Origin of the sequence: Microbacterium timonense (assembly GCF_900292075.1) — a bacterium.
GTDB lineage: Bacteria > Actinomycetota > Actinomycetes > Actinomycetales > Microbacteriaceae > Microbacterium > Microbacterium timonense.
In genome coordinates, this window is the sequence record NZ_OLMV01000005.1 from 93,804 (window position 1) to 111,554 (window position 17,751).

A 17,751-nucleotide genomic window follows, 5' to 3' on the forward strand; every position below is an offset into this window, starting at 1 on the left:
GTCTGGGTGGTGGCGGCGGCGCTGGTCGGCGCGTTCGAGCTCACCCGGACGCCGGGCAGGCAGTACGCTCCTGCCCATGTACGGGGATCGTCTCGCGCGGTGGGAACGGGCCATGGACTGGCCCCTCATGGTGGCCGCCGTCCTCTTCCTGATCGCGTATGCGACGCAGATCCTGGTTCGCGAGGCAGGCTTCTTCTCTGTCGCGGCAGAGGTCGTGATCTGGGTCACCTGGGCATTGTTCGCCGTCGATTACATCGTGCGCCTCTCGCTCGCGCAGCCGCGTGGGCGGTGGTTCGTCCGCCATCTGCTGGACCTCGCGATCGTCCTGCTGCCGATGCTGCGGCCGCTGCGGCTGATGCGTTTCCTCACGATCCTCGCGATCATCCAGCGCGGCGCCGGCGCTCGACTGCGCGGACAGGTCGTGGTCTACACGGTGGGCGCGACAGCTCTGACGATCGTCGTGGCCGGCCTCGCGGTGCTGGATGCCGAGCGAGGGCACGGCGGGACCATCCAATCGTTCGGCGACGCGATCTGGTGGGCGTTCGTGACCGTCACCACCGTCGGGTACGGAGACTTCTTCCCCGTGACGATCACCGGGCGCATCGTGGCCGTCGGTCTCATGATCGGCGGGATCGCCCTCATCGGCGTCGTGACGGCGACCCTGGCGTCCTGGATCGTGGAGAAGGTCTCGGTCGGCACGCAGAACACCGCGGCCACCTCGGATCAGGTCGAGCAGCTTCGCGCCGAGGTCGCCGAGCTCAAGGACATGCTCCGGTCGAGCAAGAGCGAGCCGGTCGGCGGGTCGTGAACGCACGGATGGAGGAGGGGAGCGCGGAGGGCGCTGACGGTCTGGAGGTCCGCGCCGAGCAGTTGCACGTCGCGGCGCATCAGCTGCTGACCGAGGCGGGGATTCTGGATGAGATTCGTCACGTCGGCGAGGCGCACCTCGTCGGGAGCGTCGTCTCCCAGCTGATGACACACCGTGAGATCGACATCACTGTGGCTGCAGGATCCGCATACGGGCCATCCGAGGCGCTCGCCCTCGCAGCAACGCTGGCTCGCCGGTGTGAGGTCGTCGACGTCGTGCTGGCTGATGAGCGGAGCGACGCCTCGGTGGCTGAACGAGACCGGCGGCTACACCTTCAGATGGGTGTGCGGCATGCCGGCGACCGGTGGGAGCTTGACATCAGCCTCTTCGCGCTCGACGCCCACGAAAACGTCGCCGAATGGCACCAGAATCTGAGGTCTTCGCTGACCCCCGAACAGAGACGCGCGATCCTCCGGATCAAGAGCGACCTCGTCGCAACCGCCGACTATCCGGGCGGCTTGGCGATCTACAACGCCGTGTTGAACGACGCTGTGACGCAGACCGAAGAGTTCCTTGCGGCACAGACAGCGGCTCCGTGACCCATCGGGCGCGGAACGCAGCCTCGATTCTGGAGATCTCCATCAACCTGAGCTCCGCAGATCAGCGGATGCGCCAGCAACGAAAGCGAAACCCCCGCGATGTAGAAGCTACGCGGGGGTTCCTGGGGTGACTGTAACGATCACCCTTGTGGCTCCGACCGGCATCGATCCGGTGACCTTTCGATTTTCAGTCGAACGCTCTACCAACTGAGCTACAGAGCCGCACGGTGGTTTCCTTTGCAAGACCTGCCGTGTCCTAGACGAAAGGCCCTCTTCGAGAAAAGGGCCCGTCGCTCGGAGCGACCCTGACGGGACTTGAACCCGCGACCTCCGCCGTGACAGGGCGGCACGCTAACCAACTGCGCTACAGGGCCATGCTTATTGAATTGTGGGAGTGACCCCAACGGGATTCGAACCCGTGCTACCGCCGTGAAAGGGCGGCGTCCTAGGCCGCTAAACGATGGGGCCGGGTGAACCCGGGGGCTCACTGCCGAGGACCAAGCATACGTAATGCCGCGGGAAAACGCGAATCGAGGGCGTGGCCTCCTTGTGCATCCGGGGGTGCGGGGTGACACTGGCCGGGTGACCGCTGTGCGAGGCGGTGATCCGCGCGCGAGAAAAGGGTTGCGCGTGAGACTCATGTTGCTAATGTGAATCGAGTTGATACCGCGAGGGAGGGACCCGGTGCAGCCCGAATCCATCACCGAGAAGACCTCCGTCGACGACGCAGCGGCGGAATGCGGGTGCGCTCCCTCTCCTCGTGAGCAGCGCCGGCTGTGGCCGGCGATGAACCGCCGCGCCGCCCTGGGGCTCGGCATCCTCGGTGTGGCAGCTCTCGGGACCGTCAACGCCGTCGCCGGCCCGCTCGTCAGCCGCGCGTACGCCGCCGACTACCCGTCGTGGGCGGACGTCGCCGCGGCAAAGGCCAACGAACAGGCCAAGGCCGCCGAGGTCCAGAACATCAAGAACCTCATCGCCGGGCTCGAAGCGGACGTCGCGGCGAAGCAGCAGCTCGCCCAGCAGGCGGCCGACGAGTTCTATGTCGCACAGCAGGCGTACTTCGACGCCGCCCTGCGCGCCGACCAGCTGCAGCAGCAGGCCGACGAACAGGCCGCCGCCGCGGTGGATGCTGCGAACAAGGCCGGCCGCGTCGCCGCCCAGCTGTACCGCAACGGCGGCGACGACACGTCGCTGTCGCTCTTCTTCGCCGGCTCCGCCACGTCCGCCGATGACCTGCTCGCGCGCCTGGGCACGATGGACAAGCTCGTCCAGCGCAACCAGGCCGTCTACGCGCAGGCGGTCACCGCCCGCGACTCGGCGCAGAGCCTCAGCGACCAGGCCGAGGTGCAGCGCGCGGAGCGCGACCGCCTGCAGCAGGTCGCCGAAGAGAAGATGATGGCCGCGCAGAAGGCCGCCGACGAAGCGCAGGCGGCGCTGGACGCGCAGAACACCAAGCGCGGCGAGCTCGAGGCGCAGCTGGCGGCCCTGCAGGACACCACCGCGAAGACGATCGCCGAGTACGAAGAAGGCGAGCGCAAGCGCAAGGAGGCGGAGGCTGCCGCCCGCGCCGCGGCTGCCGCGGCCGCCAAGGCGGAGGCCGACCGCCTCGCCCAGCAGAACGGCGGCGGCGGTGGCGGAGGAGGCGGTGGCGGCGGCGCTGTCGTCGGATCCGGCTGGGCCCGCCCGTCCTCCGGTCACCGCAGCTCCGGCTACGGCCCCCGCACCGTGCAGTGCGGCAACAGCTACTGCTCCAGCGGCTTCCACTACGGCGTCGACCTCGCCGCCGGCTGCGGCTCAGGCATCTACGCCGCCTCCGCGGGCCGCGTGGTCTACGCCGGCTACAACGGCGGCTACGGCAACTACATCAAGATCGACCACGGCAACGGCGTGGGCACCGGCTACGGGCACATCCGCAACGGCGGCATCTTCGTCGGCTACGGGCAGTGGGTGCAGGCCGGCCAGCTCATCGCGAGCGAGGGCAACACCGGCAACTCGTTCGGATGCCACGTGCACTTCGAGGTCTACATCAACGGCGGCACCACCAACCCGATCCCGTTCATGGCGGCACGCGGCATCTCGGTGTAGCGCCCCGACAAGCGCCCGGAAACGACGAAGAGCGGATGCCACGGCATCCGCTCTTCGCGTGCACGCTCAGAGGGTGTTCGGCGCGACGCCCTCACCCTGGGTCTTGGTCTGCCCCTCGTGCTCGGCGAAGCGGGCGAACGCCTCGTCGACCAGGCGCTCGGCCTCGGCGGCGCCGGCCCACTCGTCGACCTTGACCCACTTGCCAGGCTCGAGGTCCTTGTAGTGCTCGAAGAAGTGCGCGATCTCCTTCTGGGTGTACTCCGGGATGTCGGCGACGTCCTGGATGTAATCCCAGCGCGGGTCCTTCGCGAGGACCGCGACGACCTTGTCGTCGCCGCCGGCCTCGTCGCTCATCTTCAGCACGCCGACCGGGCGCACCTTCGCGAGGATTCCGGGCGCGAGGTCGTGGTCGAGCAGCACGAGCACGTCGAGCGGGTCGCCGTCCTCACCGAGGGTGTTCTCGAAGAAGCCGTAGTTGGTGGGATAGCCCATCGGCGTGTACAGGATGCGGTCGAGGAACACTCGACCGGTGCCGTGGTCGACCTCGTACTTGATCTTGCTGTTGCGCGGGATCTCGATGACGGCGTCGTACGCGCCCATGTGGTGCTCCTTCGGAAGACGGTGGGATGCCGCGACCAGCCTAGTCGCGCACTCGGCGTCAAACGGGCGGGCTGGATCGCGCGCGCACTGCCCGTCGAGGGGTGGAGGAGACGATTCAGCCCGGCGCTTTGACCGCCCGGGCCCGGTACGGTGGGCGGGTGGAGGAGCGCCGCCCCGGTCTTGACCCCGCCGTCGCGCAGGTGCGGCTGGCCGTGCGCCGGGGGCTCGAGCAGCTGCCCGACGCCGCCGCCGTGGTCGTGGCACTGTCGGGCGGGGCCGACTCGCTCGCCCTCGCCGCCGCTGTGGCGTTCGAGGCGCCCAAACGCGGCCTCCGTCCGCTGTCGGTGACCGTGGACCACGGCCTGCAAGCCGGATCAGCGGATGCCGCGGCCTCGGCCGCCGCGACCGCAGCCGCACTCGGGCTCGAGGCCCGCGTCGTCCGTGTCGAGGTCGGCTCGGACGGGGGACCCGAAGCGGCCGCGCGCAGCGCACGGTACACGGCGCTCCGTGACGCCGCCCGCGAGGCGGACGCCGTCGCGGTCCTCACGGGGCACACGCTCGACGATCAGGCCGAGACGGTGCTCCTCGGGCTCGCCCGGGGCGCCGGCGCGACGAGCCTGCAAGGGATGCCGGAGGCCGCAGAACTCGACGGCGTCACGCTGCTGCGTCCCCTACTCGAGGTGCGACGCGCGACCACACGTGCCGCATGCGTGGCGCAGGGGCTGGAGCCCTGGGACGATCCGCACAACTCCGACCGTCGTTACGCGCGCGTGCGCGTGCGCGAGACAGTGCTGCCGGTGCTCGAGGCGGAGCTCGGCCCCGGCATCGCCGAAGCGCTCGCCCGCACGGCGGCGCAGCTGCGCGAGGACGCCGAGGCGTTCGACGAGATGATCGACGAGACGATCGAAGACATCGTGGAGCACGCAGAGGCCGGGATCTCGATCTCCGTCGCGGCGCTCGCCGCCAACCCGGCGGCGCTGCGGAACCGCATCATCCGGCACGTCGTCGCCAGCGAGTTCCACCAGAGCCTCACACGCACGCAGACGATCGAGGTGGCGCGCCTGGTGACCGACTGGTCGGGTCAGGGGCCGATCGACCTGCCCGGATGCCGCGCCCGCCGCGTCGGGGGACGCATCGAGTTCTCCGCCCGCTGACGGTGCCCAGCGCGCCGGTCGCGACAGTGCTGCGGTTCAGAGCCGGCGTGTGCCGGTGCCGAACGGATGCCGGCGCTGCGCGGGCCGGATGGGGAATTGTCCCCTCCGTCGGGCCGCCCGCGCGTCGCTAGGGTGAGTGGCGATCATGGCGGACCTCGAATTCGATGACTCGGATTTCGCCGAGGCGGTTATGCACCTGCAGCACGCAGGCGACGCCCCGGTCGACTCGGTCTGCCTCGCCTTCGGCGCGCTGGGGTCCCCGGTCGTCGAGTCCGCTCTGGGCGACGTCGACTCGATCGTCACCCAGGCGATGACGGCGCTCGCCGGCGTCGGCGCAGACCTCCGCGCCGACGTCGACACGGTGCACGCCGAACTGCGTGCCCTCGACGCCGAACTGGCGGGAGCGGGCGGATGACCGCGCCCGGTCTTGCCGCCGATCCGGGGGCGGGAAACGTCGAGGGGATCCGCGACCTTGCCGCCTTCTTCCGTGCGCGCGCGACGTCTGAGCGCGACCGCGGCACCTCGTCGCAGCGCGCGCTGCGGGCCCTTTCGCCGGTCACGGCGCTGAGCGTCGACGCGCTCCGCCCTCGCATCACGACCCTGGCAGGCAGATTCACGTCGGTCGCCGAGGCAGCCGACGCGGCGGCGGGCGTGCTGGACGGGTACGCGGATGCCGTGGCCGACCTCCGCCGCCGTGCCGCGGCGGCGCGTGAACAGGCGGAATCCGACTTCGCCGCCATCGGCACGCGGCGGGAGGCGGCCCTCAACGCCGCGTCGGAGCTCGTCGTCGGCTGGGCACTGGATTGGGACGACGTGCTGCCGTCCTGGCTCTACCTCGACGACCGGTCGTACCTCGACCGCTGGCAGGGCGCGATCGACGACTTCCGCGCCTCCCGCTCGGCGTACAACGCGCTGCGCGAGGAGCGCGACCGGCTCGACCACGAGACCGCCGCGTCGCTGCGGGCGATCCCGCTGATCGCCGAGATCACGCATGAGGGTGCGGTGAGCGCGGGCGGCTTCGTCGCCGCCACCGCGCTGTGGGCGGGCGACACCGACGAGGTGACCGCGCAGCAGATGGCGGCGCTTGCCGACCCGGAGCTCATCCGGCAGGTGTGGGACAGCCTGGACCGCGCGCAGAAGGATGCGCTCATCGCAGCCGAGCCCCGCGTCATCGGCAATCTCGACGGCATCCCGATCGGCGACCGCGTCGAAGCCAACCGCGTGAACATCCAGGAAGAGATCGCGGCGGGCGAAGCCGAGATCGCGCGACTGCAGGACGTACGGGATGCCGCGCTGGAGCGCACCTACCACAGCCGCCGCGCCGTCGAGCAGGCGTACGACGACCTCATCGCCGAGCAGCAGCGACTGATCGACTACTACGAGGGTCTGCTGAGCCAGGAGATCCAGGTCGCAGACGAGTCCGGCACCGTGCACACCGAGACCGGGGCGCGCGTGGTCGTCTTCGATCCGTCGCGTCAGGCGATCGCCACCTACCACGGACCCATCGACCCCGCGACCGGCGACATCCCCTCGTGGGTGCGTTCGGTGGCCATCTCGGTGCCCGGCACCGGCTCGAACATCACCGATTTCGGCGACGACCACGCTGCCGACCTGCAGGCCGCCGCGGGACCGAGCTCGGCGGTCTTCCAATGGGCGGGCGGGCCGTTCCCGCAGTGGATTCCCGAGGCGATGGACGCCTGGTACTCGCACGACCTCGCGCCGCGGCTGCGGGACTTCGCCGCCGGGATCGCCGTGCCGGCTGCGGCGACGTTGACCGTGGTGGGTCACAGCTACGGCGGAGCGACGGTCGGTCTGGCCGAGGCGGCGGGCCTGCGGGCCGATCGCATCCTCTACATCGCGGCCGCCGGCATGGGCGACGGCGTCTCTGGTCTGGACGACTTCCCGTACACGTCGGACGTTCCCCACTACGCGATGATGAGCCGCAACGACATGGTCGTGGGGCTCATCCAGGGGCGCGAGGGGGAGCTGCACGCCCTTCACGGGCAGTCCTCGCTGACGGCCGAGGGCGTCACGCGCCTGGAGACCGGTGTGATCGACGCCTCGCAACCGGACAGCACGAACATCGAGGACTACAACGTCCCCGGCAACGGCATGCCTTCGCAGATCGACAGCCACAGCTCGCTGTACACGCCTGGGTCGACGGCATTCGAGAACATGGTCGCCGTCATCACGGGCGGTCGAGCCGAGCTCTACGCCGAGGATGAGATCCTCACCGGCGGCGGCTATCCGGTCATCATCAGCGGCATCGACCGCGACGACTACACGCCCGCCTACACGGAGGTCGACTGACGTGCGCCGGGTTCTCGTCGCCGCCGTCGCCCTCCTCACGCTCGCCCTGGGAGGATGCAGCATGACGTCCGAGAGCCGCCTCGACGAATACCGGGCGGAAGCCGACCGGCTGCTGGCCGAGACGGTTGCGCTCATTCCGCAGCAGCTCGCCCCCGAATCGGGGTTCTCCGAATCCGAGCCGCGGTTCGGGCCGACCGAGGGCACGGCCGCCCCGTCCGATCCGGCGTGGTGGCAGGCGCGCGACAGTCTGAACCTGGCAGCGCAGGCGGATGCCTCGGCCGACGCCGCCGCCACGATCGCCGCGGAGCTCACCGGTGACGGCTGGGCCGCCTCGCGGGTGCGCGAGACCGAAGGCGGCGCGCGCCTCACCGACGGATTCCGCAAGGAACTGGACGGGCAGAAGTGGTACATCGAGGTCACGTGGGTGACCTCGCGGCCGGGCAAGGCGGAGGTGGTCGAGGTGCTCGTGGTCAGCCCTCAGACCGTCCGCGGCGACGATCAGTCGTCCACGTAGACTCGTTCCATGCGCGCGGCCGACGTCTCCAGCGACATCACCGAAGTCCTCGTCACCGAGGAGGAGATCCGAGCCAAGCTCGACGAGATCGCGGCACAGGTCGCCGAGGACTACGACGGACGAGACCTCCTCCTGGTCGGAGTCCTCAAGGGAGCCGTCATGGTGATGGCCGACTTCTCCCGCGCCCTCAAGAAGCACGTGACGATGGACTGGATGGCCGTCTCGTCCTACGGCGCCGGCACGAAGTCCAGCGGTGTCGTGCAGATCCGCAAGGACCTCGACACCGACATCCTCGGCAAGAACGTGCTGATCGTCGAGGACATCATCGACTCGGGCCTGACCCTCAGCTGGCTGCTGGAGAACTTCGCAGCCCGCGGCGCGGCATCCGTCGAGGTCTTCGCGCTGCTGCGCAAGCCCGAAGCCGCCAAGGTCGAGGTGGACTGCAAGTACGTCGGGTTCGACATCCCGACGGAGTTCGTGGTCGGGTACGGCCTCGACTACGCCGAGAAATACCGCAACCTGCGCGACGTCGCGGTGCTCGCCCCCCACGTCTACAGCTGACGCCGGCCCCGGTCGCCTCCCGCCGCCCCGACCTCGCCGTCCCGCTTAATCCCGCTCCTGCCCGCCCGCGAGACTCCAACCGGCGGCAAACCAGGCATACGACCGGGTCCTCGGCACGCGGAAGACGGGGTGGGAGACGGCGCGCAACGCCAGGAAGAGGGGCGGGGGGATACCGGGGCGAATGCACAGACGACGCCTAGAATCCGCGCGATACCCTGGTTCAACCGTCGACGGGGTGTGTCCTGTCTGCGGCGGCATGTCGACGAAAGGGGTCGGGCACCAGCCCGCGCCATGGACTTCAAGAAGATCACCCGCAACCCGCTCTTCTACGTCCTGCTGATCGGGGTCTTCCTCATCGTGGGGTTCTCGCTCATCTCGAGTCTCAACGGTGCGAAGCAGATCTCGACCCAGGAGGGCCTCGAGCTGCTCTCGGGAGACACCGTCACCGAGGTCGTCAACACCGACGGCGACCAGCGGGTCGACATGAAGCTCTCGAAGGAGTACGAGGGCGCCACCGACGTGCAGTTCTATTACGTCTCGGCGCGTGCCGAAGAGGTCGTCGACGCCATCAACAACGCCGACCCCAAGGACGGGTTCAACGACGCGGTGCCGCGGGCGACCTGGTTCGACGGCTTCATCTCGCTGCTGCTGCCGATCCTGCTGCTCGGTCTGCTCTTCTGGTTCCTGCTGTCCAGCGCCCAGGGCGGCGGCAGCAAGGTCATGCAGTTCGGCAAGTCGCGCGCGAAGCTCGTGACCAAGGAGATGCCGCAGGTCACCTTCCAGGATGTCGCGGGCTCGGACGAGGCCATCGAAGAGCTCGAAGAGATCAAGGACTTCCTGAAGGACCCCTCGAAGTTCCAGGCGGTGGGCGCGCGCATCCCGAAGGGTGTGCTGCTGTACGGCCCTCCCGGAACCGGTAAGACACTGCTGGCCCGCGCCGTCGCGGGCGAGGCGGGCGTGCCGTTCTACTCCATCTCGGGCTCGGACTTCGTGGAGGTGTTCGTCGGCGTCGGCGCGAGCCGCGTCCGCGACCTGTTCAACAACGCGAAAGACAACGCCCCCGCGATCATCTTCATCGACGAGATCGACGCCGTCGGGCGTCACCGTGGCGCAGGTCTCGGCGGTGGCCACGACGAGCGCGAGCAGACGCTGAACCAGATGCTCGTCGAGATGGACGGCTTCGCCCCCAAGGCCAACGTCATCGTCATCGCGGCGACCAACCGCCCCGACATCCTCGACCCCGCCCTGCTGCGTCCTGGCCGCTTCGACCGGCAGATCGGCGTGGACGCCCCCGATCTCAAGGGCCGCCAGAAGATCCTCGAGGTGCACGGCCGCGGCAAGCCCCTGGCCGACGGTGTCGACCTCGAGGTCGTCGCCCGCAAGACTCCCGGCTTCACCGGCGCCGACCTCGCGAACGTGCTGAACGAGGCCGCGCTGCTGACCGCCCGCTCGAACGCGCAGCTCATCGACAACCGTGCGCTCGACGAGGCCATCGACCGCGTGCTCGCCGGCCCGCAGCGTCGCACCCGCGTGATGAAGGACAAGGAGAAGCTCATCACGGCCTACCACGAGGGCGGACATGCCCTCGCGGCGGCGGCGATGAACCACACCGATCCGGTGACCAAGGTCACGATCCTGCCGCGCGGCAAGGCGCTCGGCTACACGATGGTGCTGCCGCTGGACGACAAGTACTCCGTCACCCGCAACGAGCTGCAGGACCAGCTCACCTACGCCATGGGCGGCCGCGTCGCCGAGGAGATCGTGTTCCACGACCCCACCACGGGCGCCTCCAACGACATCGAGAAGGCGACGAACATCGCGCGCAAGATGGTCACCGAGTACGGCATGACCGGCGACATCGGACCGGTCAAGCTCGGGCAGTCCTCGGGCGAGGTGTTCATGGGCCGCGACATGGGCCACGGCCGGGACTTCTCGGAGCGTCTGGCCGAGCGGGTCGACTCGCAGGTGCGCGATCTCATCGAGCAGGCGCACAACGAGGCGTACCAGGTCATCAACGACAACCGCGAGGTGCTCGACCGCCTGGCGCTGGCGCTCCTGGAGAAGGAGACGCTCGACCACCTGGAGCTCGCCGAGATCTTCAAGGACGTCAAGCGCCTGCCTCCGCGCCCGCAGTGGCTCTCGAGCGAGCAGCGCCCGGTCTCGACCCTGCCCCCGGTCGAGGTGCCCCGTCGCCGCGACGAGGCGGGCCTGGCCGCGAGCGTCGAAGCCGAGCAGCCGGCGCCCGAGAAGGCGCCGAAGCGCCGCCCGTCCGGACAGGCGCGCCCCGCGACCGCGTAGGCTCGGCTCGTGGCCGTCGACCGGGAGCGCATCGCCGCGCTCGTGCGAGAACTGCTCGAGGCGATCGGTGAAGACCCCGAACGCCCGGGATTGAAGCAGACGCCCGAGCGGGTCGCCGCGACGTACGCCGAGTTCTTCGCGGGTGTGGGGGAGGATGCCGCGGCACCGCTCGCTCACACCATCTCGGTCTCGCGCGGGCCGGCGCCCGACACGCTGCCCTCGGGAGCGGTGCTGCTGCGCGACATCCTGTTCCGCTCGGTCTGCGAGCACCATCTGCTCCCGTTCCGCGGTCACGCGCACCTCGCCTACCTACCGGGCGAGCAGGTCGTGGGCCTCGGCGCACTGCCGAAGGTGATCGAGATCCTGTCGTCGCGGCCGCAGGTGCAGGAGCGCCTGGGCGAGCAGATCGCCGACGTGATCGCGGCATCCCTGGATGCCCGTGGCGTGCTGGTCGTGCTCGATGCCACCCACGAGTGCGTCACGATGCGCGGCGGACGGCAGACGGATGCCTCGACCGTGACTATCGCGGCGCGTGGGGAGCTGGCGGAACCCGCCGCACGGACGGAACTGGTCGCGCTGATCGGGGCGGGTCGCGGATGAGCGCGGTGATCATGGGGATCGTCAACGTCACCCCCGATTCCTTCAGCGACGGCGGACGCTACGTCGATGCCGACGTCGCCATCGCCCACGGGCTGAAGCTCCGCGCCGATGGCGCGCACATCCTCGACATCGGAGGAGAGTCGACCCGGCCGGGCGCGGAGCGGGTCGATCCTCGCGTCGAGCAGGAGCGCGTGCTGCCGGTGGTACGGGCGCTGGCCGAGGCCGGCATCGTGGTCAGCATCGACACGATGAACGCCTCCACCGCGGTGGCCGCCGTGGAGGCGGGCGCGCGGATCGTCAACGACGTCGCGGGAGGCCTCGCCGACCCGGAGATGCTCGCCGCCGTCGCGCCGACACGCGCCGACCTCGTTCTCAGCCACTGGCGCGGCCACTCCACCGACATGTACGCGCGGGCCCAGTACGACGACGTCGTCGACGAGGTCGTCACCGAGCTGCGCGGCCGTGTCGAGGCCGCCGCCACGGCGGGGATCGCGCCGTCGCGGGTCATCCTCGACCCGGGAATCGGGTTCGGAAAGAAGGGTGCCCAGAACTGGGCGATGCTCCGTGGGCTCGAGCGGCTCGTGCGCGTCGGCCCGCGGGTCCTGGTGGGAACGAGCCGCAAGCGGTTCCTCGCCGAGACGCTCGCCGACGACCCCGCAGACGCCGACGAGGCGCAGCGCGATCTCGCCACCGCCGTGACCAGCGTGCTGGCCGCGCAGGCGGGCGTGTGGGGTGTGCGGGTGCACGATGTCGCCGGCACGCGGGATGCTCTCACCGTGGCGCGCAGCTGGGAGGAGGGGAGCAGGTGGACGTCCTCGACGAGATCACGCTGACGGGCGTGCGCGCGTTCGGCCATCACGGTGTGTTCGCCCAAGAGCGCCGAGACGGCCAGGAGTTCGTCGTCGACGCGACCCTGTACCTCAGCACCGCGCCGGCCGCGGCATCCGACGACGTCGCCGACACCGTGCACTACGGCGAGGTCGCCGAGCGCATCGTCGAGCTCGTGGGCGGTGAGCCGCTGAACCTGATCGAGGGCGTCGCCGCCCGCGTCGCCGACGCGCTGCTGACGTTCGACCTGGTGCAGATGGTCGCCGTGACGATCCACAAGCCCCACGCACCGATCACCGTGCCGTTCTCCGACGTCTCGGTTACGATCCGGCGCGCCCGGGGCACCGACGAGCAGGCAGGCGCGTCGTGAACCGGCGACTCGCCCAGGGATTCGACGGCGAGGTCGAGAGCCACCCTCGCAGCCCCGTGCAGGCGGTCATCGCCCTGGGCGCCAATCTCGGCGACCGCTCCGAGACGATGTCGGCCGCCGTCCGCGACCTGGCCCGGCTGCCGTTGGTCGACGAGGTGCGGGTGTCGCTGCCGATCGAGTCCGTCGCCGTCAAGCAGGACGGGCCGGATGCCTTGGCGCCGGGCTACCTCAATGCCGTGGCTGTCGTGACCACACGACTGGCGCCGTCCGTGCTGCTGGGCTATCTGCACGCCATCGAGCGCCGGTACGGCAGAGTGCGCTCCGCGGACCGGTCGGCGCGCGTGGCCGGGTGGGAGGATCGCACGCTCGACCTGGATCTGATCGCGTACGGCGACGTCATCAGTGACGACCCCCGTCTGCTGCTGCCGCACCCGCGGGCGGCTGAGCGTGACTTCGTGCTCGAGCCCTGGCTGACCGTCGATCCCGACGCGGTCCTGCCCGGCGTCGGCCGGGTCGACGAGGCGCTGCGGCGGCTCCGCGTGGACCGCCCGAACGGCCATGAGGCGGGAGCCCGATGAAGCGCACCGGCGCCGGCGTCCTCGTCGTGGCGGCGGCGCTCGGCGTCGCGGCCGGCTTTCTCGTCGACCAGCTGCTGACCTCGATGGGGCGGCCCACATTCACTCCCGCGGTGACCCTGCCCATCCTGCTCGTGGTGCTGGGCGGGGTGGTCATCGGGTTCGCCATCCCGATCCGCCGCGCGACGCACGGCGATTCCGGCGGGCGGATCAATCCGTTCCGGGCGGTGCGCATCGCGATGCTCGCCAAGGCCTCGAGCATCGTCGGCGCGGCTCTCGGCGGGTTCGGCGGTGGGCTGTGGGTCTTCCTCGCCACCCGTCCGGTCATGCCCTCGCTAGGCTCGTTGGGAACGGTCATCGCGACGACCGTGTGCGGCGCCGTGTTGATCGCCGCCGGTCTGGTCGCGGAGCACCTGTGCACCATCCGGAAGGACGATGATGACGAACAGCCCGGAGGGGACGCCGGCCCCGAGCCCCGCATCCACGACCACTGACGCGGGCTCCGCCTTCGACGGGATCGTCGAGCCGCGGTCGGAGAACCGGCTCGTGCTGTCGGGCGGGTGGCACCAGATCTCACGCAAGTACGTCACGGTGCAGCTGATCTCCACCGGCTCGTTCCTCGTGCTCGTCGTGGCCGCCACTCTCGTCCTCACCCTCCTGATGCATCAGCTGTGGGCGTGGATCCCCGGAGGCATCGCCACCGTGATCCTGGTGTGGACCCTCGCGATCCTTCCCCGGCAGGCGCGCTCGATCGGCTATCAGTTGCGCGATGACGATCTCGTCTTCCGCCGCGGCATCCTGTGGCAGCGTTTCGTCGCCGTGCCTTATGGGCGCATGCAGCTCATCGACATCACCCATGGTCCGCTGGACCGCGGGTTCGGGATCGCGCAGCTGAAGTTCGTGACCGCCGCCGCCGCGACCGGCGTCGTCATCCCGGGCCTGGAGCAGTCGACCGCTGAGACGCTGCGCGACCATCTCGTCGAGGTGGCCGAGAGCCGGCGTACGGGCCTATGAGCAACGACCCCGTCTCCCCGGCCGCCGCCGTCCCTGGAACGGTCGACGGGCCGCCGCGTTCGCCCCTCAGCGACGGCGAGTGGCATCGTCTTCACCCGTTCACCGCGCTGCTGCGCGGCGGCCTGTTCCTCATCGTGGTGATCGGCATCGTTCTCGCCAATCTGCGCGACCGTCTGGTGTTCATCTTCCTGCCGTGGCTCGCACCCGAGGTGGGCGACGACGTCGCCGAATGGGAGACCGCCGGCGGGGACCCGGTGGACTTCATCATCGCGAACAACCTCGTCGTCGTGGCCGGCCTCGCCGTCCTCGGCGTGCTGATCGTGCTGGTCGCGGTGTTCTACACGTCGTGGCGCTTCCACACCTTCCGGATCACCGACGACGACGTCGAGGTGCGCAGCGGCATCCTCTTCCGCACGCAGCGCCGCGCCCCGCTGGACCGCGTGCAGGGCGTGAACCTGACCCGCCCGATGATCGCCCGCCTGCTGGGTATGGCCAAGCTCGAGGTCGTGGGAGCCGGCGCGGACGCCAACGTCAAGCTCGAATACCTGTCGACGGCCGACGCCGAAGCGGTGCGCGCCGACATCCTGCGCCTGGCCTCGGGGCGCCGGCTCGCCGCGACCGGCGGTGCCGCCGCCGCGGGGCAGCGAGCGAGCGGCCGCGTGGCGGCGCTCGGTCGCACGGTCGGGCAGGGTCTCACGGGACTCATCGAGGGGCCCGAGGCGGTCGTCGCCGAGCCCGAATCGGTCGTGAACATCCCGGTCGGCCGGCTCGTGGCATCCCACGTGCTCAGCATGTCGACGATCGGCCTGATCCTGGCGTTCGTCGCCATCGTCATCGGCGTGAGCCAGGGCATCACGTGGCTGCTCTTCGGCTTCGTGCCCACGATCATCGGCTTCGGCGCGTACTGGGTGCGCTCGATCGTCCGCTCGCTGCGCTACTCGATCGCGCCCACTCCCGACGGCGTCCGGATCACCTTCGGGTTGTTGACGACGATCACCGAGATCGTGCCGCCCGGACGCGTGCATGCGGTCGAGGTGACCCAGCCGATCCTGTGGCGGCCGGCCGGATGGTGGATGGTGCGGATCAACCGGCTCACCGGCCGCAGCGCCACCGACTCCACGACCGATCAGTTCACCACGGTGCTTCCCGTGGGCACGGCCTCCGATGTCGACCGGGTGCTCCGGCTGCTGCAGCCGTCGCTTCCCGACGCGGAGCGGGCACTCATCGTGGATGAGGGCATGCTCGGCCCGAGCACGGGCGACACCTTCACGAACTCGCCGCGTCGGGCCTGGTGGATCCGTCCGCTGTCGTACCGCCGCAACGGCTTCCGCCTGACCGACGAGGCGCTGCTCATGCGGCGCGGCATCGTCTGGCGCAGGCTCGTGATGCTGCCGCTGGCGCGGCTGCAGAGCTTCGGCCTGTACCAGGGCCCACTCGACCGCGCCACGCGGGTGACCAATGTGCGCGCCCATGTCGTGACCGGACCGGTCTCGCCCTTCCTCGCCGCCGTGGATCGCGATACCGCCCTGACGCTCTTCGATGAGGTCGCACGCGGGTCGGTGCGCGCGGCACTGGCCGACCGGACGCACCGGTGGGCACAGGATCAGAAGGATGCCGCCCCCGTCGCCGTGGCGGCCGCCATCCCCGCGGAGAATCCCGGCGCGGCGGTGCCCGCCACTCCCATTGCTGCAGACACCGCCGAGGCGGTCCCCGCGGTCCCGCCCACGCCCACGGTCCGAACCACTCGTGCGGAGTCGTCCGCCCCAGTCCCGGCCACGCCCGCCGAGGCGTCGGTCGCAGCCCCGGCCACTCCTGCGGAGCCTTTCGACGCTCCGGCGGCGTCCGCTCCCACGCCGGCCTCGCCTGCGGGGGAGGGCGCGTGAGCCGGGAAGGGCGCCTCGGCGTCGGCATCATCGGCGCCGGCCGGGTGGGTCCGGTGCTGGGAGCCGCACTGGGTGGTGCCGGGCACGCCGTCGTCGGTGTCACGCCCGGCTCGGACCCCGAGCGCGTCGAAGCGATCCTCCCCGGCGTGCCGGTCATCGACGCGACCGAGGTCGCCCGGCGCAGCGAACTGGTGATCGTCGCCGTGCCGCACGCGGAGCTGCCCGGGCTCGTGGCCGGGCTGGCCGAGGTCGGCGCCTGGCAGCCCGGGCAGCTGGTGCTGCACACCGATCCCGCTTTCGGTGCCGGCATCCTCGCTCCCGCCGTCGCCAAGGGTGCGATCCCGCTGGCGGTCCACCCGGCCATCGCCTTCAGCGGAACGTCGATGGACCTGCGTGCCCTGGCGAGCTCATACGCTGCGGTGACGGCACCGGCGCCGGTGCTTCCCATCGCGCAGGCGCTCGCGGTGGAGCTGGGATGCGAGCCCGTCGTGGTGGACGAAGCCGCGCGTCCCGCGTACGCCGAGGCGATCGCGACGGCACGGGACTTCTCCCGCTCCATCGTGCGCCAGGCGGCGGCGCTGCTCGCCGAGGCCGGCGTTGCGCAACCCGGCTCCTTCCTCTCGTCGCTCGTGCACACCACCATCGACCACGCGCTGAGCGAGGCCGGCGCCGGGCCGGCGGCCGAGCCGCCCGCTACCATCCAAGGGTGATCAGCACCGTCGACGGGCTCCGCGCTCGGCTTGCGGAGATCCGGGCCGCCGCTCCGGGCGCGCGGGTCGCCCTCGTCTCCACGATCGGCTCGCTCCACGACGGGCACATCGATCTGGTGCACCGCGCCCGCGAGGTCGCCGATGTCATCGTGGTCTCGGTGTTCGTGAACCCGCTGCGGTTCGCCTCGTCCGCGCAGTGGGAGGAGTACCCACGGAGCCTTGTCGACGACGTGGAGCTGCTGCGGTCTCTCGGCGTCGACGTCATCTTCGCCCCCGACGCTCCCGAGCTCCTGCCACAGGGCGCGGCCACGACGCGGGTCGCCGCCGGCGACCTCGGCCTGCGTTACGAAGGCAGGACACGGCCTTACTACTTCGACGGCCTGTTGACGGTCGAGGCGAAGCTGCTGAACCTGGTGCGTCCCGACGTGGCCGTCTATGGCGAGCGCGACCCTCAGCGCGTGTTCCTGGTGCGTCGGATGATCCGCGATCTCTGCTTCGACGTCGAGGTCGCGACCGTGGGGACGGTGCGTCGCGACGACGGCCTCCCAGTGTCGACCCGCGTCGGAATGCTCGAAGAGCGGGACCTCGCCGCCGCACGGCTGCTCCCCCTCGCGCTGGATGCCGCAGCCGCGAACGCCGATCGCGGCGTGGACGCCTGCATCGCCGCGGCGCAGGGAACCCTCATGGGTGAGCCCCGCATCCAGCTGGACTACCTGACCGTGGTCGACCCGGCGACATTCCTGCCCGCGGACGACGGCAGCCGGGGACCGGCGCTCGCCCTCATCGCCGCGACGGTCGCCGGGCACCGCTTCGTCGACAACACCGAGATCTTCCTGCCCTGA

General features: G+C 70.4%; 19 protein-coding genes and 3 tRNA genes. 18 read left to right on the forward strand and 4 right to left on the reverse strand.

Going from position 1 to position 17,751, the window contains the following annotated elements; all coding sequences use genetic code 11:
* Positions 1 to 76: 76 nt before the first annotated feature.
* On the forward strand, positions 77 to 808 hold the full coding sequence (locus tag C9992_RS14240) for a potassium channel family protein (RefSeq protein WP_235008247.1): 732 nt from the start codon (positions 77 to 79) through the stop codon (positions 806 to 808).
* On the forward strand, positions 805 to 1,407 hold the full coding sequence (locus C9992_RS14245; protein WP_146145335.1) for a hypothetical protein: 603 nt from the start codon (positions 805 to 807) through the stop codon (positions 1,405 to 1,407). The genes C9992_RS14240 and C9992_RS14245 overlap by 4 nt, the downstream gene beginning before the upstream one ends.
* A gap of 149 nt (positions 1,408 to 1,556) precedes the next feature.
* Here the strand turns inward: C9992_RS14245 and C9992_RS14250 are convergent.
* The 3 genes from C9992_RS14250 to C9992_RS14260 form a co-directional block, all read right to left on the reverse strand.
* A tRNA-Phe gene (locus C9992_RS14250) sits at positions 1,557 to 1,629 on the reverse strand.
* A gap of 78 nt (positions 1,630 to 1,707) precedes the next feature.
* Positions 1,708 to 1,781, reverse strand: a tRNA-Asp gene (locus C9992_RS14255).
* A 21-nt stretch (positions 1,782 to 1,802) separates the two neighbouring features.
* Positions 1,803 to 1,875: transfer RNA gene (locus C9992_RS14260), tRNA-Glu, on the reverse strand.
* 216 nt (positions 1,876 to 2,091) lie between these two features.
* Here C9992_RS14260 and C9992_RS14265 point away from each other — a divergent pair.
* Entirely contained in the window at positions 2,092 to 3,492 is a 1,401-nt protein-coding gene (locus tag C9992_RS14265) for a M23 family metallopeptidase (RefSeq protein WP_106816305.1), read from the forward strand.
* 66 nt (positions 3,493 to 3,558) lie between these two features.
* Here the strand turns inward: C9992_RS14265 and ppa are convergent, their stop codons facing one another.
* Entirely contained in the window at positions 3,559 to 4,092 is a 534-nt protein-coding gene (gene ppa / locus C9992_RS14270; protein ID WP_106816306.1) for an inorganic diphosphatase, read from the reverse strand.
* Positions 4,093 to 4,250: 158 nt separating this feature from the next.
* Here ppa and tilS point away from each other — a divergent pair, with 158 nt between their 5' ends.
* The 15 genes from tilS (at position 4,251) to panC (ending at position 17,751) form a co-directional block, all read left to right on the forward strand.
* Complete coding sequence (tilS, locus tag C9992_RS14275; RefSeq protein ID WP_106816307.1) at positions 4,251 to 5,246, forward strand: tRNA lysidine(34) synthetase TilS; 996 nt, start codon at positions 4,251 to 4,253, stop codon at positions 5,244 to 5,246.
* A gap of 145 nt (positions 5,247 to 5,391) precedes the next feature.
* Positions 5,392 to 5,661, forward strand: coding sequence for a hypothetical protein (locus C9992_RS14280; protein ID WP_146145336.1), 270 nt, complete (start codon positions 5,392 to 5,394; stop codon positions 5,659 to 5,661).
* Positions 5,658 to 7,556, forward strand: coding sequence for an alpha/beta hydrolase (locus tag C9992_RS14285; RefSeq protein WP_106816309.1), 1,899 nt, complete (start codon positions 5,658 to 5,660; stop codon positions 7,554 to 7,556). The genes C9992_RS14280 and C9992_RS14285 overlap by 4 nt, the downstream gene beginning before the upstream one ends.
* Positions 7,557 to 7,617: 61 nt before the next feature.
* Complete coding sequence (locus tag C9992_RS14290) at positions 7,618 to 8,070, forward strand: hypothetical protein (RefSeq protein WP_146145337.1); 453 nt, start codon at positions 7,618 to 7,620, stop codon at positions 8,068 to 8,070.
* 9 nt (positions 8,071 to 8,079) lie between these two features.
* A complete protein-coding gene (gene hpt / locus C9992_RS14295) occupies positions 8,080 to 8,631 on the forward strand; it encodes a hypoxanthine phosphoribosyltransferase (protein WP_106816311.1) in 552 nt (183 codons plus the stop codon).
* A gap of 291 nt (positions 8,632 to 8,922) precedes the next feature.
* Positions 8,923 to 10,929 (forward strand): ATP-dependent zinc metalloprotease FtsH, encoded by a 2,007-nt coding sequence (gene ftsH, locus C9992_RS14300; RefSeq protein WP_106816312.1) that lies wholly within the window; start codon positions 8,923 to 8,925, stop codon positions 10,927 to 10,929.
* 9 nt (positions 10,930 to 10,938) lie between these two features.
* Positions 10,939 to 11,529 (forward strand): GTP cyclohydrolase I, encoded by a 591-nt coding sequence (gene folE, locus C9992_RS14305; RefSeq protein ID WP_106816313.1) that lies wholly within the window; start codon positions 10,939 to 10,941, stop codon positions 11,527 to 11,529.
* Positions 11,526 to 12,362: a dihydropteroate synthase gene (gene folP / locus C9992_RS14310; RefSeq protein ID WP_106816314.1), complete on the forward strand. Its 837-nt coding sequence runs from the start codon at positions 11,526 to 11,528 to the stop codon at positions 12,360 to 12,362. Before folE ends, folP begins: the two co-directional genes overlap by 4 nt.
* Positions 12,335 to 12,727 (forward strand): dihydroneopterin aldolase, encoded by a 393-nt coding sequence (gene folB, locus C9992_RS14315; protein WP_106816315.1) that lies wholly within the window; start codon positions 12,335 to 12,337, stop codon positions 12,725 to 12,727. Before folP ends, folB begins: the two co-directional genes overlap by 28 nt.
* Positions 12,724 to 13,305, forward strand: a complete 582-nt coding sequence (gene folK / locus C9992_RS14320) for a 2-amino-4-hydroxy-6-hydroxymethyldihydropteridine diphosphokinase (protein ID WP_106816316.1) — start codon at positions 12,724 to 12,726, stop codon at positions 13,303 to 13,305. Before folB ends, folK begins: the two co-directional genes overlap by 4 nt.
* The gene (locus C9992_RS14325; protein ID WP_106816317.1) at positions 13,302 to 13,796 is read left to right on the forward strand and encodes a DUF3180 domain-containing protein; all 495 of its coding nucleotides are present in this window, start codon (positions 13,302 to 13,304) and stop codon (positions 13,794 to 13,796) included. Before folK ends, C9992_RS14325 begins: the two co-directional genes overlap by 4 nt.
* Complete coding sequence (locus C9992_RS14330) at positions 13,741 to 14,316, forward strand: PH domain-containing protein (RefSeq protein ID WP_106816318.1); 576 nt, start codon at positions 13,741 to 13,743, stop codon at positions 14,314 to 14,316. Before C9992_RS14325 ends, C9992_RS14330 begins: the two co-directional genes overlap by 56 nt.
* Positions 14,313 to 16,199 carry a PH domain-containing protein gene (locus C9992_RS14335; RefSeq protein WP_106816319.1) on the forward strand — a complete coding sequence of 629 codons (1,887 nt, stop codon included), beginning with the start codon at positions 14,313 to 14,315 and terminating at the stop codon, positions 16,197 to 16,199. Before C9992_RS14330 ends, C9992_RS14335 begins: the two co-directional genes overlap by 4 nt.
* Positions 16,196 to 16,909, forward strand: a complete 714-nt coding sequence (locus C9992_RS14340; RefSeq protein ID WP_106816320.1) for a Rossmann-like and DUF2520 domain-containing protein — start codon at positions 16,196 to 16,198, stop codon at positions 16,907 to 16,909. Before C9992_RS14335 ends, C9992_RS14340 begins: the two co-directional genes overlap by 4 nt.
* Entirely contained in the window at positions 16,906 to 17,751 is an 846-nt protein-coding gene (panC, locus tag C9992_RS14345) for a pantoate--beta-alanine ligase (RefSeq protein WP_106816321.1), read from the forward strand. Before C9992_RS14340 ends, panC begins: the two co-directional genes overlap by 4 nt.

Excerpts from the sequence above, each read along its gene's own strand:
- ftsH (WP_106816312.1), top strand. The coding sequence starts at position 8,923 with ATGGACTTCAAGAAGATCACCCGCAACCCGCTCTTCTACGTCCTGCTG.
- C9992_RS14285 (WP_106816309.1), top strand. The coding sequence starts at position 5,658 with ATGACCGCGCCCGGTCTTGCCGCCGATCCGGGGGCGGGAAACGTCGAG.
- C9992_RS14325 (WP_106816317.1), top strand. The coding sequence starts at position 13,302 with ATGAAGCGCACCGGCGCCGGCGTCCTCGTCGTGGCGGCGGCGCTCGGC.
- C9992_RS14290 (WP_146145337.1), top strand. The coding sequence starts at position 7,618 with ATGACGTCCGAGAGCCGCCTCGACGAATACCGGGCGGAAGCCGACCGG.
- C9992_RS14280 (WP_146145336.1), top strand. The coding sequence starts at position 5,392 with ATGGCGGACCTCGAATTCGATGACTCGGATTTCGCCGAGGCGGTTATG.
- C9992_RS14240 (WP_235008247.1), top strand. The coding sequence starts at position 77 with ATGTACGGGGATCGTCTCGCGCGGTGGGAACGGGCCATGGACTGGCCC.
- C9992_RS14330 (WP_106816318.1), top strand. The coding sequence starts at position 13,741 with ATGACGAACAGCCCGGAGGGGACGCCGGCCCCGAGCCCCGCATCCACG.
- folP (WP_106816314.1), top strand. The coding sequence starts at position 11,526 with ATGAGCGCGGTGATCATGGGGATCGTCAACGTCACCCCCGATTCCTTC.
- hpt (WP_106816311.1), top strand. The coding sequence starts at position 8,080 with ATGCGCGCGGCCGACGTCTCCAGCGACATCACCGAAGTCCTCGTCACC.
- C9992_RS14335 (WP_106816319.1), top strand. The coding sequence starts at position 14,313 with ATGAGCAACGACCCCGTCTCCCCGGCCGCCGCCGTCCCTGGAACGGTC.
- ppa (WP_106816306.1), bottom strand. The coding sequence starts at position 4,092 with ATGGGCGCGTACGACGCCGTCATCGAGATCCCGCGCAACAGCAAGATC.